This window comes from Streptococcus oralis (assembly GCF_001983955.1).
Taxonomy (GTDB): Bacteria; Bacillota; Bacilli; order Lactobacillales; family Streptococcaceae; genus Streptococcus; species Streptococcus jiangnanensis.
Genome location: NZ_CP019562.1, coordinates 1,856,711 through 1,881,331, shown reverse-complemented (window position 1 = coordinate 1,881,331; position 24,621 = coordinate 1,856,711). Strand labels below are relative to the sequence as shown.

Here is a 24,621-nt window from a genome sequence, read left to right as displayed (position 1 = left end):
TCCCTTTACAAATCTAGCTTTTCATGGTACAATAGCCTTTGTGTGAAATAGCAGCAGGAAAGCATGAAGCTCGTCAACAGGTGTCTTATGACAAGTAACCTTGGCTGTTTAGGCGAAGGGCATCTGCACGAATCAGGGCTTTCTAAGTGACTATTTCCACCGAAATATTATTTATATCAGGAGGACATACAAATGTCACGTTATACAGGACCATCTTGGAAACAAGCTCGTCGCCTTGGCCTTTCACTTACAGGTACAGGTAAAGAATTGGCACGTCGTAACTACGTACCAGGACAACACGGACCAAACAACCGTTCTAAATTGTCAGAATACGGTTTGCAATTGGCTGAAAAACAAAAACTTCGCTTCACTTACGGTGTAGGTGAAAAACAATTCCGTAACTTGTTCGTACAAGCTACAAAAATCAAAGGCGGAATCCTAGGTTTCAACTTCATGCTTCTTTTGGAACGTCGTTTGGATAACGTTGTTTACCGTCTTGGCCTTGCGACTACTCGTCGTCAAGCTCGTCAATTCGTAAACCACGGTCACATCCTTGTTGACGGAAAACGCGTTGATATCCCATCATACCGCGTAACTCCAGGTCAAGTGATCTCAGTTCGTGAAAAATCATTGAAAGTTCCAGCAATCCTTGAAGCAGTAGAAGCTACTCTTGGACGTCCAGCATTCGTATCATTCGACGCTGAAAAATTGGAAGGTTCATTGACTCGCTTGCCAGAACGCGACGAAATCAACCCAGAAATCAACGAAGCACTTGTCGTTGAATTCTACAACAAAATGCTTTAATTTTAAGAAATATCTTACAGAAAGCCTACAACAGTGGGCTTTTTGCTTTGTCTTAAAAGGGTGATTTCTGGGTTTGGGCATTGTCGGAAGGAGTGCTTTTAGTTATCGAGAATCTTTCTAGCTATAGTATAAAGAAATCCGTGTTTTAGGTGACTTTTCCGCCCTCATTTTCAGCTTTTGTGCTAAAATAGATTTATAAACTTAAGATAAGGAATGTTTATGAAATCGGGTAATGTATTATTGAAAGGATGCCTTTATTTCTGGGGTGGCTTATTTTTACTAGGTCTCTTGGTTCAGGTAGCTCTGCCTTTGGCAATTTGTGGCTTGATAGGTTTCGGGGCTTATCTAGTCTATAAGCGTTGGCGTTATCCTCTCTTGAAGGATCGATCTTTGGAAGATCAGATTGAGCTTTTAAAAGCGCGGATTCGTCAGGCTGATAAAGATATCCAGCAGTTAGAGGAGACCTTGTCTGAGAAAGGCTCAGCAGCCTATAAAAGCCTAGCTAATCAGGTCTTGATTGAACTTCAAGAAATTCATCAAGAGGCTAATCGTTTAAAATCTTATATTGACGAAGCTGTTTATAGTCGCATTGATAAAAAGGTTCGCTCAGTAAGGGCGACCATAGACGTCCAGCTAGAGCGACTAGAAAGAGAGAGTCTGGTAGACATCGAAAATAAGGAGCCCGAAGAATTGGCGCCTGAATTGTCTCAGACCTTGGCAAATATTGTTGCGGACCATCAAGCGATTCTCGACAAAATCGAGTCATCGGATGTTGGAGCCAAAGAAGAGCTGACGGCCATCCATAGTTTAAAAATGGAGAAATTCCAAACGATTTTAGAGGGCTATTTAAAGATTAAGGCAAATCCCAAAAATTATAATCGGGCGGAAGAACGCTTGGAACAAGCTAAAGCAGCCATCGAACAATTTGACCTTGAGCTAGACCAAGTTTTGAGAGAACTCAATGAAACAGATATGCGCGATTTTGATATTAGCCTGCGTATCTTAGGAAAAGATCGCAAAGAATAGGGTAGACACAAAGGAGTAACCATGACAGAATTTAATTTTGATATTGATCAGATTGCTAATAATACAGTGGCCAAAGTGGACAAGACAACCGAAATCATCGAGACCAATACAGGCTCAGCCCAGACGATTACTTTTCTTGAAAAGCTAAGCCCTGAGCAACAAGAGCAAATCAAGGAGCGCGTGCCTCAATTGGTGGATCAGTTTGTCACAGACCAAAATGCTCTCTTGGACTTTGGTCAATCAGCGGTGGAAGGTGTCAATGGTACGGTTAACCGTATTTTGACCGAGCAGAAGAAACTGCAAATTCCTCAGGTGGATGATCTGCTGAAAAATACCAATCGTGAGCTCCAAGGTTTTGTAGCCAAATATAAGAATGCTGAAATTGCAGAATTGGAAGAAAAGCCAAACTTTTTGCAAAAATTATTTAAAAAAAGTCAGAACAGTCTGCAAGAATTTTATTTTGACTCAAAAACAGTTGAGCAAAAGCTAGATGGTATGGCTGCTGCTGTGGTCAAGCAAGAAGATGTGCTGGCGCGAAATATTGTTTCTGCTGAAATGCTGATTGAGGACAATACCAAATCCATTGAAAATCTAGTGGGAGTAATTTCCTTTATCGAGGCCAGTCAGGCAGAAGCTGGGAATCGTGCTGCTGAATTGAAGACTCAAGTAGATCAACTAGATTCAAGTACGGTAGAATATCAAACCAAGTCCCAAGAATTAGCTCGTATGGCAGAAGTGGTCAATACACTGGAACAACAACATACAGAGTATGTTAGCCGCCTTTACGTAGCTTGGACGACGACTCCACAAATGCGTAATCTCGTCAAAGTTTCATCGGACATGCGCCAAAAATTGGGCATGCTTCGTCGCAATACCATTCCAACCATGAAGCTTTCGATTGCCCAACTTGGTATTTTGCAACAATCGATGAAATCAGGTGTCGTGGCAGATGCCATTGTCAATGCCAACAATGCTGCCCTTCAGATGCTAGCTGAAACCAGCAAGGAAGTGATTCCGCAGATGGAACGAATTGCCCAAAGTCCAACAGTAGCTGTTGAATCCGTCACCAAACTTGCTGAAAGTCTAGTCGCTCAAAACCAAGGTATCGTTGCTGCCATTGAGTTGGGACGCCAGAAACGTGCTCAACTAGAAACAACCATCGTCAAATCTGCAGAAATGATCAACGACTCTGTTAAACTCCGCGATGAGAAAATCGTCCAAGCCCTTCTAGACCAAGGAAAGGCTGCTCAGAAAGAAGTACAAGAATAAAACTAAAAGGCTCTATAATATTTGTAGTGGGTAAATCCCCTATGAATATTATGGAGCCTATTTTGTTGTAGAAAAAAAGTCCCATAAGATCTATAATGAAAAGCAAGCAAACAACTCATTAGAAAGATTCATATGGAACAACTACATTATATTACAAAACTACTCGATATTAAAGACCCTAATATCCAAATTATAGATATCGTTAATAGGGATACCCACAAAGAAATCATTGCTAAACTGGACTACAGTGCCCCATCTTGTCCTGATTGCGGAAGTCTGATGAGGAAATAGGACTTTCAAAAACCGACTAAGGTCCCTTACATTGAAACGACTGGTATGCCTACTAGAATTCTCCTTAAAAAACGCCGTTTAAGTGCTATCAATGGCTCAAAAATGGCTGTCGCTGAGACTTCCCTCGTCAATAAAAATCACCAAATCCCTCGTATCATCAACCAAAAGATTGCTCATCAGCTGTCTATTTCAACTTCAAAGGTTATTCGCAAGTTCAATGACTTTCACTTTAAACTTGATTTTTCTCATCTTCCTGAGATTATGTCTTGGGATGTGTACGCCTTCACCAAGGGAAAGATGAGTTTCATTGCGCAAGATTTTGATAATCTCAGTATCATCGCTGTTCTTGAGGGAAGAACACAAGCTGTCATCCGAAATCACTATCTTCGCTACGATAGAGCCGTTCGATGTCAGGTGAAAATTATTACTATGGATATGTTTAGTCCTTATTATGACTTGGCTAAACAGCTTCGCGTTCAAATTTCTAGGCTCAGGCTGAAACAGTCCCCCAGACTGTTTCACTCCCGTGTGCTAAAATCGTTCTTGATCGCTTTCACATTGTACAACATCTAAGCCGTGCTATGAGTCGTGTCTGTATCCAAATAATGAATCAATTTGAACGAAAATCCCATGAATATAAGGCTATCAAGCGATACTGGAAACTCATCCAACAGGATAGTCGTAGACTCAGTGATAAGAGATTTTATCGCCCTACTTTTCGTCTGCACTTGACCAATAAAGAAATACTAGACAAGCTGTTGAGCTATTCAGAAGACTTGAAACACCACTATAATCTCTATCAGCTCTTGCTTTTTCACTTTCAGAATAAGGAACCGGAGAAATTCTTTGGACTCATTGAGGACAATCTAAAGCAGGTTCATCTCCTTTTTCAGACTATCTTTAAAACCTTTCTAAAGGACAAAGAGAAAATCGTCAACGCCCTTCAACTACCCTATTCTAACGCCAAATTGGAAGCGACTAATAATCTCATTAAACTTATCAAGCGTAATGCCTTTGGTTTTCGGAACTTCGAAAACTTCAAAAAACGGATTTTTATCGCTCTGAACATCAAAAAAGAAAGGACGAAATGTGTCCTTTCTAGATCTTAGCTTTTCTTCAACCCACTACAGTTGACAAAGAGCCAACTAAAAGGACTTAGCCCTGTGCAATACAGAACTAAATCCTTTGGATAAATTAATTGTCTAACTTTTTGGGGTCAGTACATTTTGAGAGTTATTATCTACATTATTTGCCTTTTTCTTTTGTCAACCAATATGTGATTCCTGCTGATGAAATTGCTGATAAAATAATCGCTAAAATAACCCATACTCTGTTATTATCCACTGAAATTGGCGCTTCATATGTTTCTTTTTTAGTTTCAATTGGATTAGATAAAAAATTCATCACATTTTGATTGGTCGTTCCACCATCACGAATATTCTTCATAACAGTTTTAAAGGACTCTGCGTAGTCTCTATTCCCTTGAATAACTTCTGCTTCATTAGATATCAAATCATTCGTAGTTGAAATAGTCTTATCAACATTACCTTTAATAGTCTGAACTTGATCAACAAATTGAGTAAACTGATCCTTCATAGTTCCAACCGCTTCATGATTTTGACTAGTTTCTTTTGATCCAGTAGAAGTTGTAGACACTAATGATTCAATTGATCTATATAAGCGATTTGATGACTCACTATCATTTATTAATGTTCCGCTATTAGCATTTGAAGCTGTACCCGTCACTTCCAATTGTTTTGCTTTCGTTTCCTTCCACTTATCGTACTCGGTTGATAAGGTCTTAATCGAATTATTATACCAATTAGCTAAGTTTGTAATTTGATTTTTGAAATAATCATTTGGTAACTCAGCTTCAGCCAATTCAGGCAATGTGTTACTTGATTTTTCTAATGACTTCAAAGAGTTTTGAATTTGTTCCAACAAATCTATACCTGACTCTTTAAACTTAGCAACTTGATCTTCTGACAACTGAGTCGCTATATCATCACGACTGATATTACCATACATATTGTAAACAGAATCTGGTGATAAGGCAGAAAAATTAATAGAGGAGCTACTTGGACTTCCATAAATTGCTTGAATCATACCAGTTGAACGATCGATTTTGCTTAATTTATCAAGAATATGTTTTAAATCTTTTTTCACTAAAACATCTGACTCTTCTTTATCGCTACGATAAATAGTTTTCTTGACAGGAATTGTAGTTTCACCAATGTGTACTTCAAATGAAATTTCATTTTTCCCATAATGTGGTTCTAAAGTATATTCAACCGTCATAGTATAAAGCTTATCATCTGTTATAGTTTGCTCTCCTCCAACTAAAGTAGCATTTCCTGTAACATAAATTTTAGCTTTAGGAGATAAATATTTTGTCCCTTTAGAACTGCTAGAATCTCCGCCACCCTCAACTACCGTTGATGATTCAGGCAAACTACTGGATGGTTTTGTCACAGAAGCTTCGACAGTTTCAGACTCAGCCTGGGGTAATTTAACTGTCAATTCCATAGTTTCTGTTACTTTATCGAGCTTATCATTTTCAATCGATAAAAATTCAAAAATAGGTAATCCACTTATAGAGGTGGCCTTCTTATCAAATTTAGTATAATTCTTAAGTAAATCTATTTTTTCATTATATTCTTTGACTTGATCAGCTGTTAGGACATTGAGTTTCTCCAATTTACTAAATAAAGTTTGGTAATCAGTTGATTCAATACTAATATCTGTTAGATTTGAACGAATCAAATTTTGATAAGTTTCAGGCAAATGATTTTCAGTAATCAAACTTTTATTAATCTGATCTACAAGTGTTGCTTTAGCATCCGAAGTAAGGTCCGATTTTAAATCAACATCTTCTTTACCAAAGTAAAAGAGTGATATTTTCTTTTTCTCTTCTTCTAATTCTTTTTTAAGATGTCCAAATTCAGATTTTCTATCTTTTATTTTACCTTGATAATCAACAATAACCTTATGATAATCAACTACTAAATCTTCTAGTTTAGCTTGTTCAGATTTTTCCTTATCTGTACTATTTCCAAATTGATACAATGATTTAAGCACCGAATTATTTAAACCATCTATAATTTTAGAATTTTCTTCATGCTGTTCTTTCAAGGTGCTATTGGTTGTTAAGACATTCTTTTCAAATATTTCCTTCTGAGCATCAAAATAAGTTTTAACTTCCGTAAGTTGTTTTTCTAATCCGATTCCTGTATTATTTAAAAGGCTAGCAACAGAATCAGAAAAAGCCTTCTGAGAATCTTCATAAGACGAATTCGTTTTCTGTAGATTTGAAGCAAATTCCAAAGTGCTTAACATAGACTGACTTGCTTCGTTTGACGGACCATAGATATATTGAGAAATTTTTGAATGCGTCCCAGACTGTTCATTTACAATATTATCAACATTTCTTTTAGCATCATCTAGATTGTTGATAACACTTGAAAAATACATTTTTATAACATTTTGGTTAATAGTATTGAGGTACTCGCCTACTCGTAACTCAACATTCTTAGATTTAACTGGATCTAAATTTGATTTCGTTTTATATGTTATCTTTGCTCTATCAGGATTAAAACTTTCCAGTTGAGCTATTTTTTCTGAAAACTGTTGTTCGATATAAACAATTACATCAACCGACCCATTTTCAAATCGATTTTCAGCAACATTACGAGTCATGACAGTCCATTGATTTGTATTCTCTTTTGATAATAAATTTGTGAAATCATTTCCTAGATTATAGGCGTTGCCATTTAATACGCCTCCAGCATCTTCATTTACCAGAGCAATATTCAATTTACGATCGTTAACCTTATTTGTTACAGAAATCTCTTGATTCTTTAAATAAATAAATGTTGCTCCTGAACCAACCAACAAAGTTACAAAAACACTACTACCTATAATTATTTTTTTCATAGCTAACCTCTCTCATTTATCTCTTTATTATACCACGAATACTAGAGTCAGGCAAGGAGTGCTTATAATCTTTATTCTATTAATAAAACTTACCAATTCGTAACTTGCTTATGCACCTACCTATATACTAAATTTTAGGTGTTTCATTTTCTCACCATATAGAAAATCCTAGAATGAAATCCTAGGATTTGTATGTCATTTATAAGTTCTACAAGGAAACGAACATGAGTAGTTTTAAGTCTCTTTATTTCCTTAAGTTTTCTATTATCCTCAATTCATTTTATCTCGAACCCCTACCATGATATCTGTATACAAAACATCATTTATCTTACTTGAAATATAAAATACGGGTGTAGATTCTTCTAAGTCATTGTCGATCAATAAATTGGTTAAGCCGTATATAGCCTTATCAAAGTTGACTGCTTCCTCCCCAGTAACTCTAGCTCCTACCATTTGCGGAACTAAAAAATAACTATTATAAGCTGTCCCTTCAAGCAATTCATTCTCTCCTAGATAATCCTCATGAACGGGAAGATAGACTGTGATATTGTATGTACCATCATCCAACTCTCCGATATGAGGACATGAGTAAAATGGATTGCTTTTTGGCGTATACCCAGCCGCTACGGCTGTTTGAACCATATCTTGAAAGGCTACTGCAATTTCATCACCAGTAATGTTGTAATCGATACTTAAGACATTACTCATCATTAATGATTGATTCATACCATATGTAATTTCTGCCATTTTACTTCTCCACTGGGATAATCAAATCTACAAACAAATCATCATAAACTGGAATCAAGACCAGATACAACTTGTCTTGCAACTTCCAACCGTGCTCTCTGATGTAATCCTTCATCTCGTAGATGGACTGGTCCAAGCCATCCTCAAATGGCACACGTTTACTGATACCCTCAATATTTAAACTAGCTTGGTACCTTAGTTGGCTCGTTGAGTTTGTTTCTGAAATGACAGGTATATAAAGGGTAACATCCTGTTCTTCTTCGTCAAATTGAGTTGGAGTCATTTCAAAAATGGTCGGACCATCTTTATAGATGCCATTGGTATAGGGTAAGAGTTCTGTGTGGACAAACAACTCCAATAGTTCGTCCGCTTGAATCTGGACCTGGTCTGTCATCAAATGTTCCATATGAATTTGGATTTCTTTAATCATGTTTCGTTTCCTTTTTAAATCTATTTTTATCAAATTCTTTATTTTGAATCAAATCCGAAGACACTTCTATATGCTTGATTGGTCTTGTTTCCTCAATATCATGACGATGTTGGTAGGCGTAGATAATCACAAACCAAGATGCATACAGAAATTGTCCAAAAATCATTAAGAGTAAAGATACTCCCCAGCTCATTAAAAAATCATAACCAAACACTCCCACTAAAATAAAGCAAGTGCTTAAAATTAAAGGTGGCCCCATCACATAGTTAAGCATAATTTTCCCAGCCTTCTCCGAAATAATTTCTTCAGAGTCCAAGTCAACCAAACAGCTCATGACGATAATAATTATAATGGCATAGATAAGGGGGAGAGATAACTTTAGAACAATAAAGTTATGGTCCCCACTCAAACTACTAAATCCAATAATGGTATAAACATGACCAGTCAGATACATGAGATAGGTTCCAAAACTGGTTAAAATTCCTCTCTTAAGATCCAGAAGAAAAACAAGATTTAAAATCCAGACAACAATCCCTGCAATAAGCAGCCCTTGATATAAGTCCTCATTTTTTAGAACCTCTAACCCTCCTGCCATAAACATAAAAAAGGCTATAGGATACAAAATAAAAATCCCATTTAATACTCCCCAAAGTGGAACAGGGCCTTTTATTTTGCTTCGTTGAAATTCAAAAGTTTTTTTAATTCGTTCCAGTATCATTTAAACCATCCTCTCATACCTTTGATCAGGCTATTGGCACCTTTTTTCAGGTTATCAGTGACATTAAACTTTTTATCAAGCCAGTTCAGCCCAGCTACCGCTGCAGCAGATGCTCCGATTGCTACTGCTCCAGTTACCCAAGCAGGGGCTGTTGCAACACCTAATAGACCTAACCCAACACCTGCTAAAGCAGCCCCAGCACTCGCTGCGGCAGTTGCAGCAACAGTTGTCCCTGCGGCCTTAGCCGCATCTATTACAAAACCTGTTGCCACACTAGCCTTAACTTCATTTCCTCTTAGACCTTGACGTTTAGCCTCTTGTTTATTATCGTGGATTTTTGAGAAAGTATCAACCACATCTAAAGCAACACCAACAACTGCAGCACCTTTTAAAAACTTACCAAACTTCGTAGCGGATTTAAAACCTTCTTTGTAATTTTTAAAGCTATCTGTAGCAGACTTAACTAAACCTTTAAATCCTCCAGATGCGCCTGCCTTTCCTAAACTCCACAGGCCTTTACCAGCGCCTTTGAAAGTTATCTCTTTAATAAATTCTTCTTTCAATAGGCTTCCAGTTGTAGACACAAGTGATTTTCCGACACTAGCCACTTTGGTACTAAATCGAGTTGTATCTGTAAAAGATTTGAAAACCTTACTCAATTCTTCATTATATTTAGTATAGCCTAGCTTTTTCATTATGGATTTGAAGGTCTGTGGAACACCACCGTTTTTATATTGAACTACCTTATAAGTACGACTACCATTTAATTTCTTGGTAACTTCAAAATAATTATCTAGAAGTTTTCCAAATTTTGTTGTCTCTTTAAGAACAATGGTATCTCCTTTTTTATTTTGACTAAAACGATACAACGCATATAAAGCTGGCAAAATAGATTTTAAATGTTTTTTATAGTCCTTACTATTTTTATATAAATCACTCTTTGTGACATTTTTATAAACATTAAATAATGAATCTATTAAGTTCTCATTTTCGGCCACCGTCCCACTATACTTAGACTCGGCAAGCTGTTTTGCAAGAGCATTTTGGTACTTCACAGCTTTGGAGTTGCTATGGATAGCTGTGTGAATCTCTGAAACTGAGTTTTTAAACTGAGTTCGATTATAATAATTTCTCAATGCGGGGTTCCCATACGGAAGAGGGGCATAACCTGATAGTGTTGCGATTTCACTATTTTGCATATCGATAAGGTCAAAGGTATCTGTTTTTAGAAGAACACTATTAAAAGCTTCCATGTTCTTTATGGTATCATCTAAACTCTTGACTGCTTGATTATAGCTCGTGTTCACACTATCCAAACTAGGATTCGTTAACGTTAGGATATCACTTATCCCTGCATAGATATTTTTCGTCTTACTGGAACTGCTCTTCAATCCCTCGATCGGATCTTTCATCCGTTGCTTGATGCGTTCTAGATATTCTGTCTTAATAATGGCACTGTTGTCGGTCTCTGACACCGTGTCTTGAAAGAGCTTCACAAGTCCATCATAGCGACTGACAATGCTATCTAGGGCATTGACATAGTTATCAACTAGTGGTATCTGATAGTTGGTCACCTTCTGGTTAATGGCATCCTTCACTGCCCCTTTAAGACTATCGGTTGAAACGACCTCTGATAGACGGCTTCTCGAAACAGATAGCTGTTCCTTGATACTATTTACCGAAATAACTAACAACTCTTTTTGAACTCGAACTTCGGATACATCAATCTTCATTCACTTCCTCCTCTGAGTAAACACTGGAAATCAGTCCTGCGTCTAGATAGTCCTTACGCAGAGCTTCTTGGCAGTAATGTTCATCCACGGTATCCGAATACCCTTCTGATACTACTCTCTTAATCAAGAGATTGCTTAAAAACAAGGGTGAAGTGTCAAAGCGTAATCCAAATGGATAGCCATGACCGATGTAGTCCATATAATGACCATTATCCAAATCAACTCGACGACCCGAAATGACTACAAAAAAGTCCATCTGCTCGCTTTCAAATGATTCAACCAAGTCCTTCGGAAGAAGCTCACGATCAAGTTCCACAACAGTACCCAAAGGATAGATACGACTTAAGCAGAGATCCACATAGGAAGCATACTGGATAAATAGCGAACGAGGTAAAGTGACTTCTTCTTGGAGACGCCGAATTCGCACGAGTTCTTTTTCATAGAAAAACTCCAACGGCGCCCCTATCATTGGATGATAATGATAGCTAGGTTCGTCATTCATAAAAGCTATATAACAGGCCCGAAAAACATCTGGATGTCCTGATAGGGTCATCGCTACCGCTGTCAATACTTCCTGCTCCTTTTCAGATAGGCTACATCTAGACAAGGCTCGGGCGAATAAAATCATTTGTTCTTCCTTCATGGTCGCAACCCTCCTGATGCAATAGCTCCTGCTGTGATAGCTCCTGCTTCATGCGCGTCATCATCTATCTTATTCTGTCCTGCTTGTTCCATTTTTAGAGCATCTGCGCTGGTAAAATTTTTCAAAGTAACAATAGACTTGTTAAAGTGCTCCAAAACGTCATTAAAAGTGGTAAAAGGGGTAAGATCTGTGCGACTAAATCGCATATCACTTAGTTTACCGATTCCTGTAGTTGAAGTAGAAACATCTCTTGTAATAGTGTTCCAACTGGATTGATTTACACCTGTATCTACCATTTCTCTCCCTAATCCTCCATATATTCATAGACACGAGCCTGACGATAATAAGATGCTATTGCAGACTGTAGCTCACTTGATTGAGTTTCCAGACTACGTATCTTATCCTCAATAGCAGTTTTATTATTGTTATGGCTATCTCGAAAATTAGTAATATTCGTTCCTAAATTATAAAAATGACCTTCAAAATCTTGCTGACGACTCCCCTTAAAACTAGAGGAATCTAAAGGAAGAATCTGACCTAAAGATCTTGCACGATTATCAATAGACTGTATCTCACTTGCTAAACTACTGCTAGCTTTTCTTAATCTAGATATTTTCCCGTCAACTACACTTTTTGCTCTTTGAGCTTCAGCAGCTTGTCGACGAAATCTAGCCGCAATTTGTTTATAATACGACCCCATTTCCCTTCTCCTTTTTATAAACTGTACTTCATTTTAGCATATTTTGCGTAGAATCAACAACCCATATACATATCCTTTTGATTAAACTTACTCCCTTTGAATCAATCCCCAAAAGTGAGAAACTTTTGGGGAAAGGCTCTTATCAAGTTCAAGTACGAAGGATTGCTGATGCCAACCATGCCTCCAATTGCAGAGTAAGCTATTGTCAGGTCTGGATGGGCAAATTTCATCAGTGACCATTCTACTTAATCTTCATTATAACATTTTCTCACCATATAGAAAATCCTAGAATGAAATCCTAGGATTTGTATGTCATTTTTTGAAGTCTTCTATGGTGAAATGGTCATAGCTGATTTTTGAAATTTCCTCATCATAACGACTCAAAAAGTCTTGAAAACGACGATCAATGTAACCAAAGAATAGAACTTCATCTATATCCTCTTTGTTAAAGAAGATAATGTTTTGATTCATAAGCCCTAGTGGAAGACTGACAGCTCCAAAGTCAAAATAACCTTGCTTGCCGTCCTTTTCAGTAACTGGACAATGATTAACAATCATGACAGGCTCTACACCTTCTCTCACTCGAACAACACTTCCAATCGGTAAAGCAGTACGTTCTGACATCAGTTTTCTCCTTCTAAATATTTCTTCGCTTCCTGTACATAGAAAAGCTCTGGATTTTCATGGGGGATGCTTTCAAACAAACTACGAGCACGAGCTTCATCTCCTTTTAATTGGGCATTGAGAGCTCCGTAATAAGAGAACATGATTCGGGCTAGCTTATTTTCAGGTTCTGTGGTATCGAAGTAGTCGTTCACTTCTTTATTGAACACAATATCTTTTATGGCTTGGGCTTGAGCAACGAGTTTAGCCTTCCCATCTTTCGAATCTGGCGCCTTGGACAATTGTTCCTCAAAGAAAGCGATAGCTGGTTCATCTTGAAGATGAATGGAAACCAACAATTGACCATAAGTTAATCTTAGGAATATGTCTGTACTAAATCTCTTCCAAACTTTTTTTAAATTAATTTTTTCAAAATTTTCTTTCGCAGCTTGAAAATCTCCTTTCAAATAAGTCACTTGTCCCTTAACAAAATGGAAATTTTCTTGGTACGTTGCTCTATAGGGCTTAATAGATTTTTCAGCTTCAACCTTAAACATAGCTTCATATACCTCTAAATCTATAGAATCGTGTAACATTAAATAGATTACCTTATTGGATACAACTCGTAGATATAAAACAAGAATAAGGAATCCCAACATCATTGATATAAATATTAACGACCATAATTTTTCATTACCTTTAGATTCTAGAATCACTGCCAGCACTCCCAAAGATATTCCTAAGACTGAACTAAGCTGACTAATAGTCTCTATTTTAAGTAAGATATCCTCCGTCGCTGAACTGACTATCCTTTTTACTAGTTTCATATATTACTCCCCTTTATTATTAAAAATAGATATTCCAATAAGGATGCTAGTTAACCCTCCTAGTAATTTTAGAGTTCCAAAAGCACCTAACGCAGTTCCAATAACAGGGGCAGCAACCACTCCAAAAACTACAGCTGCTACAGAAAATACAGCTGCGACCGGATGCTCTGCGACATAGTCAAATGTCCTTTGGAGATGATCCACCGTTCTCACCTCTGTTTCAGTGGTTGTTTTAACTGTTGCGTAGTCTTGTTTGACCTGGTTATGTTCTTTTACATAGGAAACACGATAGCCATTCTCTGACTTGGTACCAACCTCAAGAGAGCGATTCTTATAGCCAAAGCCAATGGAAAGGTTGGGGGCGAGTCTCCCGTAGCTTGAACTAATCTTGTCTGCTAGACTGAACTCACCCGTTATAGAATAGTCCTTTAGCCCTATCTTCGTCTTATAATTGGGCTTTTCATCTAGGAAATCTGTACTCAGTCCCCCTACGCTATACTCTCCTTCTTGACTTAACTTACCATCTTTATATTTAGTGTTAAAAGTGATGGCACTTTCCCCTTTGAAGTGACCTTTTATCTGGATTTTACTCTTGAGATAGTGCTGACCATCGTCATATACTGTGATCTCCTTCTCAAACGTAACTTCATTCCCTTTCAAGAAATCAATCAGCTCCTGAGGTTTCTTACCGCCATTCCCATGGGAGGCAAGAGAGATCGTACGACCCAAGGTCTGTAGTTCCTGCTCACTCATCTGGCTCAAGTCAAAGGTTGTTTCTGGATTATAATGTCGAATATAACGGATTAGCTCCTCATGCAGAGCTTTAGAATTCTCAATCTGTTGATCCCGTAACTTCGTGTCCTTAAAAATTGCAAGGGCTTCCACATTGTGATAAGGGTCTGTCATAGCAACAGCTTTGCGAGACCGACTCAAACCACTTGCGATTGTGGATAGGGTAGTGGTCACGCCGCTCCCCAACAGTTCACTATTAAATGATTCCATCCGACTTTCAGTTGTACGAAGAGATTGCAGGGCTTCTTCCTTATGGCTTTTGATATCTGCGGAAGAAGGATTGCTGATGCCCACCATACCTCCAATTGCAGAGTAAGCTATTGTCAGGTCTGGATGGGCAAATTTCACCAGTGACCAGTCTACTTAATCTTCATTATAACATTTTCTCACCATATAGAAAATCCTAGAATGAAATTCTAGGATTTGTATGTCATTTTTTAAAATCATCTACACTAAAGCGCTCATAGCTGATTTTTGAGACTTCCTCATCATAACGACTCAAAAAGTCTTGAAATCTACGATCGATGTAACCAAAGAATAGAACTTCATCAATATCCTCTTTGTTAAAGAAGATAATGTTTTGATTAATGAGTCCTAGCGGAAGACTGACTGCTCCAAAATCAAAATAACCTTGCCTGCCGTCCTTTTCAGTAACTGGACAATGATTAACAATCATGACAGGCTCTACACCTTCTCTCACTCGAACAACACTTCCAATCGGTAAAGCAGTACGTTCTGACATCAGTTTTCTCCTTCTAAATATTTCTGCGCTTCCTGAACATAAAAGAGTTCTGGATTTTCATGAGCTATGCTTTCAAACAAATTACGAGTACGAGCTTCGTCTCCTTTTAATTGGGCATTGAGAGCTCCGTAATAAGAGAACATGATTCGAGCTAACTTATTTTCTGGTTCCGCAGTGTCGAAATAGTCGTTTGATATTTTATTTAAAACAAGATTCTCTATAGCTTGTATTATGTTTATTGCATTCGTCTGCCTAGTAACCTGAGAATTTGTTCGAACTTTTAATGTAGCTAACATATCGATTTGGTTCGAAATTTCTTCTGTTTTATCAGCATGGATTAGAGAAAGAATCTTAAAGTAAGCTGTGGACAATTGGATCTCAAATTTCTTATTAAAATTTTTATCCTCAAAATTTATTCGTTCCAAATTATCAAGTGTTTCTTCAAACTTTCCTTGGTAGTATGACGCTTGGGCAATAGCTAGTAAACAATTTGCATTATTAAACAGTTGTTGAGACTTGACTGAGTGTTCAGCCACATAACGATAATAACTTATGTGCTTGTCGAAATTAATATCCGTCAAAAGGATATTATCTACAGCTAATTTAACTAGTTTATTGTTTAATGAAAGGAGTGTCTCAAACCCAAAACATACTACCGTATAAGTAATGAATTTCATAAAATTCATTTCCCCACCTTTAAATAATTCAACAACCATCCCTATAAATGCTAGACAAACTATAGGAAATAAGCAAATGTATACTATTTTTGTCAAATTATATAATTTTGGAATTTCAAATCCAGATATTTTCAACGAATAGTTATTTAATATTTCTTTCATCATTATCCTCCATTGTAGAACTTAAATATAAGAGGGCGCTCGCTATTACTGGAGCCGCTATCGAGACTCCAAATCCAAATGTAGATGCACTAAGTGTAACACCATAAATTATAGCACCAATAACAAAAACTGTAGCAACTACTACTTTCCCCGCTTTTAATATCTGTTCTCCATGATCCACCGTTCTCACCCCTGTTTCAGTGGTTGTTTTAACTGTTGCGTAGTCTTGTTTGACCTGGTTATGTTCTTTTACATAGGAAACACGATAGCCATTCTCTGACTTGGTACCAACCTCAAGAGAGCGATTCTTATAGCCAAAGCCAATGGAAAGGTTGGGGGCGAGTCTCCCGTAGCTTGAACTAATCTTGTCTGCTAGACTGAACTCACCCGTTATAGAATAGTCCTTTAGCCCTATCTTCGTCTTATAATTGGGCTTTTCATCTAGGAAATCTGTACTCAGTCCCCCTACGCTATACTCTCCTTCTTGACTTAACTTACCATCTTTATATTTAGTGTTAAAAGTGATGGCACTTTCCCCTTTGAAGTGACCTTTTATCTGGATTTTACTCTTGAGATAGTGCTGACCATCGTCATATACTGTGATCTCCTTCTCAAACGTAACTTCATTCCCTTTCAAGAAATCAATCAGCTCCTGAGGTTTCTTACCGCCATTCCCATGGGAGGCAAGAGAGATCGTACGACCCAAGGTCTGTAGTTCCTGCTCACTCATCTGGCTCAAGTCAAAGGTTGTTTCTGGATTATAATGTCGAATATAACGGATTAGCTCCTCATGCAGAGCTTTAGAATTCTCAATCTGTTGATCCCGTAACTTCGTGTCCTTAAAAATTGCAAGGGCTTCCACATTGTGATAAGGGTCTGTCATAGCAACAGCTTTGCGAGACCGACTCAAACCACTTGCGATTGTGGATAGGGTAGTGGTCACGCCGCTCCCCAACAGTTCACTATTAAATGATTCCATCCGACTTTCAGTTGTACGAAGAGATTGCAGGGCTTCTTCCTTATGGCTTTTGATATCTGCGGAAGAAGGATTGCTGATGCCCACCATACCTCCAATTGCAGAGTAAGCTATTGTCAGGTCTGGATGGGCAATCAAGTTCAAAATCTCTTGAGTCGGTTTTCCCACAGCTGTTTTTAAACCAGAAAATTCTGACGTATCAATGACAGCAGCAGGACTATGCTCATCAACCAACTCCTGAAAGCGTAACATCAGCCGATCCCACTCATTATATAAACCATTGGCTAAATCATGGTAACTAAATAATAAAGGCAGGTTATAATTACTCAGTTCTGCATTAATCGCATCTTTGGTGGCAGAACGAAAACTTTCGGTGCCAATCAACTCTCGAGTCCCTTGAATCGCTGCTAGAATCTTATCCTCAAATCCACTTTTTGAACGATAAAGTCCCTCGCGCGCTATCAATAATTCAGAATACTTATATTTCATTGGCTAGCCTCCATTTGATAATTGTGAAAAGTATAAGAATCCAGATCCTTTGCAAGTAGTTGGCGACGTAGGTTTAAGACATGTTGTTCCTGAATATCATTCTTCTCTGGCCCCCTAAAAAGGACGGATGCAATCATGTCATCGGATATAACTAAGGTTTCTTGATTTGGAATCAAACCTTTGGGCCAAAAATATCCTGTGTAATCTAGATAAAATTTGTTTTCAATTGATACCCGTTGTCCTGTAATTAATACATAGATAGGCATTTCTTCAATAAAATCCTCAAGAGCATCTTTGGGTAACTTTTCTCTATTTATTTGAATAACACTACCTAATGGCAGAATTTCTGTATAAATTTTATCAATTAATCCAAGTAAACGCACAAACTCAGATGTGGAAAAAAGCTGAGTTTCCCCAAGACGAGTGATAATAACCTCTCCCTTATTGAAGCGAAAATCAATACTTGCTCCAATTGTTGGATTGTATTCATAACTCATATCACTCTGAGACAAATTTGAAACCAATGTTCTAAATAAATCTGGTCTATAAATAATAGCTTTAGCGATTTGATCGATGAGTGAATTTGGCTTAAATCCAAGATAGGACTCTGTAAAATACTGCGCCCATAACATTTCTTGTGAAATCATCTTATCCTCCTCTAAAACCTGCAGCCCCAGCAACATCATCAGACACTTTATTCGCTACAGCTTTGGACATATTCCTAGTCTGATCTATTGAATTGCTTTTAAATGTTTTTATCGAACTGTTTAACTCATCTATCATCGTATTAATTTTAAGGAAAGGTTGTAAGTCATTCTCGCTCAAGGCAGGTTTTGAAAGATCGGACAAAGCATCAATTGATGAAGAATATGAAACAACATCAACAGACCAAATATTATAATCTAATTTTATTTCTCCCATAACTCTCCCCCTTAATCTTCATTTTGGCTTTGAAGATAAATATAAGTATTTAGTGATTGGCTAGCGTAATTCATACCAATTGCTAAATTAGAAGCTTCAGCCGTATAGGTTGAGATTTTTTGGTCAATCAAATCAATATTATTCTGGGTATTCTCCAACCATTGGGAAATCGATCCCTTTAGCGTCTCTATTTTATTATTAAAATCATCTCTTCTATTTCCAGCAAAATTAGAAGTAGCTTTTGCCTTTATCAAATCGTATTGAGACAATTGTTCTGAAATTGCGCTTTTCTTGCTCTGTATTTTACTCTTATTCTGTTTTAGAATACTAATTTTATTTAATATATCCGCTCTTTCACTAGACATTGTTGAAATCTGTTGTCGTAAAGAGTAAATCTCATAACTGTAATCACGAGACATAGCTATATCTCCTTTGTTTTTTATCAACTTATGTTAAAGATTCTATCCATTATCTGTAACCAATCGTAAACGATAACCTATTCTACCCACAAAAAAGTTTGTCTCATCCTCTGCTACAACTGGCTCGCTGAAGCTCGTTTGTACTTTTGAAATATTTTGATCTTTGAACCTTGTTCCAACACATCCAGCAGGAACATTGCTCTTTAAGACCTTGTCAACATCTAAGTAGCCTACACTAATAGCTTGTTGTTCTCCCATAAATACAAAATGAATGTGAACTTTCCCGCTATTTCTAACAATCTTTTTAAATACATCCTCGGTTATTTTCATATTTAATAAAGCCCCTAGCATATGCGCCTCTGGGATAAATACGTACATCATTGAAGCCTCTTTACCATTGTGACGGCTTTCAATTTCTCCTTGAATATCGTTAAAGAAACTAGGTATATTATCTCTATCAATAATTTTATCAAATACTTCTGTTTTTTTGTAACTATTGTTGGTATTTAATAATATTTTTTCAATATTTACTAATCTATTCAGACCTGGCATCAAACTATTTTCACAATATTCCAATTGTTGCGGGGTATCATATAAGAATTCAAAATACCCATCTCTATCGGGAACAAACCCTTGAGGATCCGTTGTTTCTTTATCAAACCCTATTGGTAATTCTCCCCTCGACCACATCTCAAGTACTTTAGGATGATTACTAAAGTGTGTAAGCGTCACTTCATTTGGCAACATTGGGATTGGTTCTGGGCAAACTCCTGTCCAGCTTCTTGCAATCAACTTGACTTCTTCTTCCAAGTTATATAGGCGCTCAATGTCCCCTTCTCCACTTATAGGGAGATAAACCTGAATGGCATAAGGAATATCTTCTTTCAACTGGGCACGACCAAAAATTTCTTGCTGAATTAAAGCATCGCGTCCGATAATTTCCTTAGAAGCTCCTTCATCAACCAGGTAAAAGGCCAAGCGCGAGGTGATATTACTTGACATACTGATTTTAAGGCTATTTGAACGAAGTGCTGTCAAAATCACATAGCATCCAAGACTCGCTCCCTCACGTAGGATGCGGTTAATCATACTTTCAATAGCTTCTTCTAGTGGTGTGTCTTTTATAGTATCAAACCCGTCAAAAATAGTAAGAATAGCAGGGAGTTTCTCACCCGATTTTTGTTCGTATTGAGAAAGGCTTGCTACATTATAGAGGGCAAATTTTTCCTTGCGAATCTTCAACTCTTGGTCAATACGTTTTAAAAACTTAACCAGTTTTTCTTCTTCATCAAACCGTGTCAAATCAACTACATGAGGTAAATCTTTTAGTGGCAAGAGTCCATTTGTCCCAAAGTCAAATAAATTGATTTGTACTTGCTCTGAAGTATTCAAACGAGCGAGATTTAACACTAGAGTTTGAAGAGCTAGGGATTTCCCAAAACCAGGTGAACCATAGAAAACTGTATGCCCCATTTTTTCCAAATCAAAATGATAATCCTTCTGACGTTGCTCTGTCGGAATATCCATTCGAGCAAAAGGAACGGCCAATACTTTTTCGTCGGTCCAGTGAATATCTGTTTGAGGGGATATGATGGCTGTCTCTAGTGGTTCTAACCACGGTTTATCTGGCAGGTTGAGGGGAACAGTCTTGCTCACTCTTGCTATGTAGTTTACAACAGCTGAGAGTTCCGTGATTTCTTCCGTCTGATCAGCAGTATAATTTTCGTCCTTAGATAGGTCATCAGATAGTAATTCATATTGTCCTAGGTCATTTATCAACCAGATTCGTTCATCAACAACTTCTTGAACTCCCTCTGTTTGTGGGGCATACTGCGCACCACTCCATGCAGACTGGAACAATTCATAGATTTCGTTGTTTCCTACTTGTAGGTAAGCACGCCCTGGTTCAGTAATGCTCGCCGCATCTGGTGTTTTAATAATTTCATTTGAATCAGACTCATCTGACACTTTCAAAGCTAGTTTGAAACGCGAGTTTGACCATATTTGATCATTCACGACACCTGATGGCTTTTGTGTAGCAAGAATTAGATGAACTCCAAGCGAACGTCCAATACGGGCTGTCGAAACCAGCTCTGTCATAAATTCTGGTTCATGTTCTTTCAATTCAGCAAACTCATCACTAATAAGGAAGAGATGAGGTAATGGTTTGTCTGGATAACCTGATTTGTCAGTAGCTTGTTGACCTTCCTTATATAATTTAGTGTATCCATTGATATGGTTGACGCCAAATTGATTAAATAGTCGTTGACGTTTTTGTAACTCTGCTTTGATAGAAGCTAGGGCACGCGCACTAGCAGCTCCCTCTAAGTTAGTAATAGACCCAAGCATATGTGGTAAATCTTTGAAAAGATTCGCCATCCCACCACCCTTGAAGTCAATGGTAAGAAATCCAACATCCTCCGGACTAAAATTTACAGCCATGGATAATATATAAGACTGAAGAATCTCCGATTTACCTGAACCAGTAGTTCCTGCTACGAGGCCGTGTGGTCCATGTGCACGTTCATGTAAGTTGAGCTCCACCTGATCATCTTTCCCACGCAATCCTAATGGCACCGCTAACGTTTTAAAAGTATCCGCTTTGGACCATCTAGTCGCAACCTGTAACTCTTCAACTTCTCTGACTTGATAGAGTTCCAAAAAAGTAACAGATTTAGGAATCGTGTTCTTCTCTACTTCCATGTGTTTTAGATTTGCTAAAGTACGAATAGAATCTTCATAGCAATCCAACAGCGGATGGGGAATAAAGGTTTGAGCACTATAGGCACCTTCATCATTAATGATTTGACCTAAATTTTGATTCTTATATTCAATTAGAGTTGTGATAGTTTCTGGCAAAAGACGACGTGCCTCTTTCACCCAAATGACTGTTACACCCAACTCTGTCAAATCCTTGGCTAGATACTCATTCAAACTATGGCCAAGTAAATGGGAGTCATCCATAATCGTTAAGACATAATGAGGTTTAAAGCGTGCATCTTTTTCCCCCATTTCACGTTTGATTTGGGAACGTTTTTGAATGATACGGTAAAGCGAATTTAGAACAGCATCACGGCTTCTAGCATCATGAACAAAACCACGAATATTTCGTTCCTGCATATTAAAATGAGGGAGAAAGCGCCACTCAGACCAATCTTTCTCATATCTCTGTTCTTGAACAAGATTGATAAAATTAACATCTAAGTAGCTATGGAACATTGCCATCTGTAAGAGCATATTATACACAGCTGTCCTAGTTACTTCACTGTTTCCAACAAGACCAACTGTCGCTTCAAAGATATTAACCGTGATCGGAACTTTCTTTTGCAAACTGTAGTCTTGCAAGACTGTTCGAGCAAACTGCGATATTTCATCTTTACTTTGCTCATCAAAATTTGTTTGCAACTCTAGCTGACTTAATTTATCTCCTAATCCTAAAGACACCTGTAAGAAATCTTCATTATAGTCCATTCGCTCATAAATTCTAGAATCATACTTTGCAATCAGCTCAGTAATGGTTGATATTGACGGTTGATTGTAATGTAGAATCTTAGTTTCTTCTTTGTAGTAGCTTTCTAAGTCGGATACTTGTTTTAATAAATATGCTTCGTAATCTTGAATACGATTTTTTTCCTGTTCTTTGGTATCCTTTCTCTCCTCAAAATACTGACTCATAGTTGTCGCTGCCGTCAGGAGGCTAAAACCACCCATCCCTAGCATCATTACAGGATTCCCTTTTGTCCAAATTGAACTCAATGCAGTTAAAGTAAACATCCCTAAAGCTGGGACAATGGCTCGGATGAGCGAATTTTTGGGTGGCTTTATCGGCTGTGGAGGTTGATTGATAATGATTTTCCCACTATGGATAATAGGGTTGACTCTCGGACTCCTTCTATACTCTGGAAAATCCATCGGATATTCATTGTTTTTTTCTTGTATCAGAATTTGACTCTTATTCAATTGTGGTTCTTCAAAAAGACATCCAATCTTCCACTGGTTCTTTCTTTTTTCTATAAAATAGTTAGAAACCTTCATTCGGCTCCCCACTTCAAATGGATAAAGTCCTTCCTCTTTGATAAGACAGTCGTTTAGATAGATCGGAGATTCCCCAAGAGTAACCTGTACTTGATTATTTGAGAAAATAAGTTGGTTTGAAGGTGACCAACTAATGTCAGCTGATTCTTTCTTGCTACAAATAAATCGTTGTGGCGGAAAAATATAAGTGATAAAAATATCTTCTTCAGGGACCAATAAGGTTACAGTTTCTTTATCAAAGGTAGATTTTCCTCTTTCTAATTCCTTACCATTTCGATAGACTCTTCTGCCTTCTACTGTATACTCGTTAGTACCTACTCTTACCTCTTGTCCTTCAAACAAATCAATTTTTTCCAATTTTTCTTGTTCAATCAACAAGGTATAAATAGGTTTATGAAGTTCTCCTAATTGGTCTCCCAGTTGATGATCATATTCTAGCTTTTTTGCCTTCATTTATCGTTCACTCTTTTCTTTTGTTTGGTTGTCCTTAGGAGTTGTGGTCTCAGTAGATGCTTTTGTATCACTACTATTTGTAGATGCTTTTGTATCACTACTATTTGTAGTAGCTTCTCCAATCTCAGCAGAAAGTTCTTTTATTTTCTTTTCATATTCTTCAAGTTTCTTTTGTTTTTCAGAACCGTTCATATTGATATCTGCTTTGACTGATTCATATAGATTTGTATAAGCGTGTAAAATCAATTGTGTGTCCCCGATATTTTGTGCCACATCCAGAGCCTTTTCAAATTTTCCACGTCCAAGATAAATCCAATAATAGAAAATTGTATCATCTGTAGATTCTGTAATCGTATTTAAAATAACTTCCTTTTGCTTATCGCTCAAACTATCTAAACGGACATAGCTTGCTGCTAAGATATACTTAGCTTCTTTTGGTAATGATTCTGCACCATAATTTTTTAATGATTCAACTGTTTCAGAATAGTCTTTTCGCATGAAATTTGATTGGGCCATAATGACTGATGATTTTAGGGGGCCGTCTTTAAACATAGACTTATAAGTGGCAAAACTTAAAATGACTGTGGTTGTAGCAAGCAAGGCTCCCCCTATTAACAAAGTCTTCCATTTTTTCTTGTTCACCAACAAATTAGATTTTGAACTCTCTTCTGATAATTTTGCATACTTTTCTGCAATATATTTATTAACATCAGCTACACTCTCTAAGGGACTAATATCCTGTGCCACCTTTTCCTTTATTGCATCAATCCCATGGATGACTAAGTCAAAATCTACCTTGGGTAGTAAAATGGAAATCATTAAAGCTTTATAAGATTCTAAATAGAATTCAGAACTATGCTGTTGAGGTGCAAGTAATTTTTCGATTCCATAATGTAACATTTGTACATTACTGCCAAAAACAATGATGTTCTCAGGATGGATATATGGAATTTTATAATCATTTTCAGAATGAACTAATACCGACATGCTTTGTGCCAAACTAAAACGCTCAAGCTCCGTAGTTCTGTCTAAAATTTCTTCTTTAACAGTTTTAAAATACTCTGGAATAATATAATGCAAAGAAAGAACTCCATCTTTCTGCACTATTTCTACTGGACAATATTCTTTAATCAATTCAAGCTGTTCTCTATGGTAACCTGATGAAGAAATTTGAACTGATATTTGGTTGCCTTCTCTCACAAATTGTAGTTGATCTGCTTCAAACATTTTT

22 protein-coding genes and 1 pseudogene are annotated in these 24,621 nt (G+C 37.3%); 4 read left to right on the top strand and 19 right to left on the bottom strand.

From position 1 onward, the window contains the following. Window positions 1-192 precede the first annotated feature (192 nt). The 4 genes and pseudogenes from rpsD (at window position 193) to BWR56_RS09360 (ending at window position 4,499) form a co-directional block, all read left to right on the top strand. Window positions 193-804 (top strand): 30S ribosomal protein S4, encoded by a 612-nt coding sequence (gene rpsD / locus BWR56_RS09375; protein ID WP_000092756.1) that lies wholly within the window; start codon window positions 193-195, stop codon window positions 802-804. A gap of 219 nt (window positions 805-1,023) precedes the next feature. Further along, a complete protein-coding gene (locus tag BWR56_RS09370) occupies window positions 1,024-1,830 on the top strand; it encodes a hypothetical protein (protein ID WP_076984851.1) in 807 nt (268 codons plus the stop codon). 21 nt (window positions 1,831-1,851) lie between these two features. Further along, complete coding sequence (locus tag BWR56_RS09365) at window positions 1,852-3,099, top strand: toxic anion resistance protein (protein WP_049506174.1); 1,248 nt, start codon at window positions 1,852-1,854, stop codon at window positions 3,097-3,099. Between the two features lie 132 nt (window positions 3,100-3,231). Further along, window positions 3,232-4,499 (top strand): annotated as a pseudogene (locus BWR56_RS09360) (transposase). A gap of 136 nt (window positions 4,500-4,635) precedes the next feature. Here the strand turns inward: BWR56_RS09360 and esaA are convergent. The 19 genes from esaA to essB form a co-directional block, all read right to left on the bottom strand. Further along, window positions 4,636-7,323 carry a type VII secretion protein EsaA gene (gene esaA, locus BWR56_RS09355; RefSeq protein ID WP_049506169.1) on the bottom strand — a complete coding sequence of 896 codons (2,688 nt, stop codon included), beginning with the start codon at window positions 7,321-7,323 and terminating at the stop codon, window positions 4,636-4,638. A gap of 270 nt (window positions 7,324-7,593) precedes the next feature. Beyond that, on the bottom strand, window positions 7,594-8,049 hold the full coding sequence (locus BWR56_RS09350) for a DUF5085 family protein (protein ID WP_231110160.1): 456 nt from the start codon (window positions 8,047-8,049) through the stop codon (window positions 7,594-7,596). A gap of 22 nt (window positions 8,050-8,071) precedes the next feature. After that, complete coding sequence (locus BWR56_RS09345) at window positions 8,072-8,500, bottom strand: hypothetical protein (protein ID WP_049506165.1); 429 nt, start codon at window positions 8,498-8,500, stop codon at window positions 8,072-8,074. Then, on the bottom strand, window positions 8,493-9,218 hold the full coding sequence (locus tag BWR56_RS09340; RefSeq protein WP_049506163.1) for a hypothetical protein: 726 nt from the start codon (window positions 9,216-9,218) through the stop codon (window positions 8,493-8,495). Before BWR56_RS09340 ends, BWR56_RS09345 begins: the two co-directional genes overlap by 8 nt. After that, the gene (locus tag BWR56_RS09335; protein ID WP_049506160.1) at window positions 9,215-10,951 is read right to left on the bottom strand and encodes a T7SS effector LXG polymorphic toxin; all 1,737 of its coding nucleotides are present in this window, start codon (window positions 10,949-10,951) and stop codon (window positions 9,215-9,217) included. The genes BWR56_RS09340 and BWR56_RS09335 overlap by 4 nt, the downstream gene beginning before the upstream one ends. Next, window positions 10,941-11,594: a DUF4176 domain-containing protein gene (locus tag BWR56_RS09330; protein ID WP_049506158.1), complete on the bottom strand. Its 654-nt coding sequence runs from the start codon at window positions 11,592-11,594 to the stop codon at window positions 10,941-10,943. The genes BWR56_RS09335 and BWR56_RS09330 overlap by 11 nt, the downstream gene beginning before the upstream one ends. Beyond that, the gene (locus tag BWR56_RS09325; protein WP_076984850.1) at window positions 11,591-11,890 is read right to left on the bottom strand and encodes a variable surface protein mvspG; all 300 of its coding nucleotides are present in this window, start codon (window positions 11,888-11,890) and stop codon (window positions 11,591-11,593) included. Before BWR56_RS09325 ends, BWR56_RS09330 begins: the two co-directional genes overlap by 4 nt. Window positions 11,891-11,898: 8 nt before the next feature. Beyond that, window positions 11,899-12,294, bottom strand: a complete 396-nt coding sequence (locus BWR56_RS09320; protein ID WP_049506155.1) for a YwqH-like family protein — start codon at window positions 12,292-12,294, stop codon at window positions 11,899-11,901. 312 nt (window positions 12,295-12,606) lie between these two features. Then, window positions 12,607-12,918, bottom strand: a complete 312-nt coding sequence (locus tag BWR56_RS09315; protein ID WP_049506153.1) for a DUF4176 domain-containing protein — start codon at window positions 12,916-12,918, stop codon at window positions 12,607-12,609. Further along, window positions 12,918-13,724 carry a hypothetical protein gene (locus BWR56_RS09310; RefSeq protein WP_049506151.1) on the bottom strand — a complete coding sequence of 269 codons (807 nt, stop codon included), beginning with the start codon at window positions 13,722-13,724 and terminating at the stop codon, window positions 12,918-12,920. The genes BWR56_RS09315 and BWR56_RS09310 overlap by 1 nt, the downstream gene beginning before the upstream one ends. 3 nt (window positions 13,725-13,727) lie before the next feature. Continuing rightward, window positions 13,728-14,864: a hypothetical protein gene (locus BWR56_RS09305; RefSeq protein ID WP_076984849.1), complete on the bottom strand. Its 1,137-nt coding sequence runs from the start codon at window positions 14,862-14,864 to the stop codon at window positions 13,728-13,730. 82 nt (window positions 14,865-14,946) lie between these two features. Then, window positions 14,947-15,258, bottom strand: a complete 312-nt coding sequence (locus tag BWR56_RS09300) for a DUF4176 domain-containing protein (RefSeq protein ID WP_071851074.1) — start codon at window positions 15,256-15,258, stop codon at window positions 14,947-14,949. Then, window positions 15,258-16,100 carry a hypothetical protein gene (locus tag BWR56_RS09295; RefSeq protein WP_049505349.1) on the bottom strand — a complete coding sequence of 281 codons (843 nt, stop codon included), beginning with the start codon at window positions 16,098-16,100 and terminating at the stop codon, window positions 15,258-15,260. The genes BWR56_RS09300 and BWR56_RS09295 overlap by 1 nt, the downstream gene beginning before the upstream one ends. After that, a complete protein-coding gene (locus BWR56_RS09870) occupies window positions 16,078-17,562 on the bottom strand; it encodes a hypothetical protein (RefSeq protein WP_231110158.1) in 1,485 nt (494 codons plus the stop codon). Before BWR56_RS09870 ends, BWR56_RS09295 begins: the two co-directional genes overlap by 23 nt. Next, the gene (locus BWR56_RS09285) at window positions 17,559-18,209 is read right to left on the bottom strand and encodes a DUF4176 domain-containing protein (protein WP_049505352.1); all 651 of its coding nucleotides are present in this window, start codon (window positions 18,207-18,209) and stop codon (window positions 17,559-17,561) included. The genes BWR56_RS09870 and BWR56_RS09285 overlap by 4 nt, the downstream gene beginning before the upstream one ends. A gap of 1 nt (window position 18,210) precedes the next feature. After that, a complete protein-coding gene (locus BWR56_RS09280) occupies window positions 18,211-18,483 on the bottom strand; it encodes a hypothetical protein (RefSeq protein ID WP_049505353.1) in 273 nt (90 codons plus the stop codon). Between the two features lie 11 nt (window positions 18,484-18,494). Continuing rightward, entirely contained in the window at window positions 18,495-18,902 is a 408-nt protein-coding gene (locus tag BWR56_RS09275) for a YwqH-like family protein (RefSeq protein WP_038804228.1), read from the bottom strand. 42 nt (window positions 18,903-18,944) lie between these two features. Further along, a complete protein-coding gene (essC, locus tag BWR56_RS09270) occupies window positions 18,945-23,390 on the bottom strand; it encodes a type VII secretion protein EssC (RefSeq protein ID WP_076984848.1) in 4,446 nt (1,481 codons plus the stop codon). Continuing rightward, entirely contained in the window at window positions 23,391-24,617 is a 1,227-nt protein-coding gene (gene essB / locus BWR56_RS09265) for a type VII secretion protein EssB (protein WP_049505355.1), read from the bottom strand. Window positions 24,618-24,621: the final 4 nt, after the last annotated feature.

Excerpts from the sequence above, each read along its gene's own strand:
- rpsD (WP_000092756.1), top strand. The coding sequence starts at position 193 with ATGTCACGTTATACAGGACCATCTTGGAAACAAGCTCGTCGCCTTGGC.
- BWR56_RS09370 (WP_076984851.1), top strand. The coding sequence starts at position 1,024 with ATGAAATCGGGTAATGTATTATTGAAAGGATGCCTTTATTTCTGGGGT.
- BWR56_RS09365 (WP_049506174.1), top strand. The coding sequence starts at position 1,852 with ATGACAGAATTTAATTTTGATATTGATCAGATTGCTAATAATACAGTG.
- esaA (WP_049506169.1), bottom strand. The coding sequence starts at position 7,323 with ATGAAAAAAATAATTATAGGTAGTAGTGTTTTTGTAACTTTGTTGGTT.
- BWR56_RS09350 (WP_231110160.1), bottom strand. The coding sequence starts at position 8,049 with ATGAATCAATCATTAATGATGAGTAATGTCTTAAGTATCGATTACAAC.
- BWR56_RS09345 (WP_049506165.1), bottom strand. The coding sequence starts at position 8,500 with ATGATTAAAGAAATCCAAATTCATATGGAACATTTGATGACAGACCAG.
- BWR56_RS09340 (WP_049506163.1), bottom strand. The coding sequence starts at position 9,218 with ATGATACTGGAACGAATTAAAAAAACTTTTGAATTTCAACGAAGCAAA.
- BWR56_RS09335 (WP_049506160.1), bottom strand. The coding sequence starts at position 10,951 with ATGAAGATTGATGTATCCGAAGTTCGAGTTCAAAAAGAGTTGTTAGTT.
- BWR56_RS09330 (WP_049506158.1), bottom strand. The coding sequence starts at position 11,594 with ATGAAGGAAGAACAAATGATTTTATTCGCCCGAGCCTTGTCTAGATGT.
- BWR56_RS09325 (WP_076984850.1), bottom strand. The coding sequence starts at position 11,890 with ATGGTAGATACAGGTGTAAATCAATCCAGTTGGAACACTATTACAAGA.
- BWR56_RS09320 (WP_049506155.1), bottom strand. The coding sequence starts at position 12,294 with ATGGGGTCGTATTATAAACAAATTGCGGCTAGATTTCGTCGACAAGCT.
- BWR56_RS09315 (WP_049506153.1), bottom strand. The coding sequence starts at position 12,918 with ATGTCAGAACGTACTGCTTTACCGATTGGAAGTGTTGTTCGAGTGAGA.
- BWR56_RS09310 (WP_049506151.1), bottom strand. The coding sequence starts at position 13,724 with ATGAAACTAGTAAAAAGGATAGTCAGTTCAGCGACGGAGGATATCTTA.
- BWR56_RS09300 (WP_071851074.1), bottom strand. The coding sequence starts at position 15,258 with ATGTCAGAACGTACTGCTTTACCGATTGGAAGTGTTGTTCGAGTGAGA.
- BWR56_RS09295 (WP_049505349.1), bottom strand. The coding sequence starts at position 16,100 with ATGATGAAAGAAATATTAAATAACTATTCGTTGAAAATATCTGGATTT.
- BWR56_RS09870 (WP_231110158.1), bottom strand. The coding sequence starts at position 17,562 with ATGAAATATAAGTATTCTGAATTATTGATAGCGCGCGAGGGACTTTAT.
- BWR56_RS09285 (WP_049505352.1), bottom strand. The coding sequence starts at position 18,209 with ATGATTTCACAAGAAATGTTATGGGCGCAGTATTTTACAGAGTCCTAT.
- BWR56_RS09280 (WP_049505353.1), bottom strand. The coding sequence starts at position 18,483 with ATGGGAGAAATAAAATTAGATTATAATATTTGGTCTGTTGATGTTGTT.
- BWR56_RS09275 (WP_038804228.1), bottom strand. The coding sequence starts at position 18,902 with ATGTCTCGTGATTACAGTTATGAGATTTACTCTTTACGACAACAGATT.
- essC (WP_076984848.1), bottom strand. The coding sequence starts at position 23,390 with ATGAAGGCAAAAAAGCTAGAATATGATCATCAACTGGGAGACCAATTA.
- essB (WP_049505355.1), bottom strand. The coding sequence starts at position 24,617 with ATGTTTGAAGCAGATCAACTACAATTTGTGAGAGAAGGCAACCAAATA.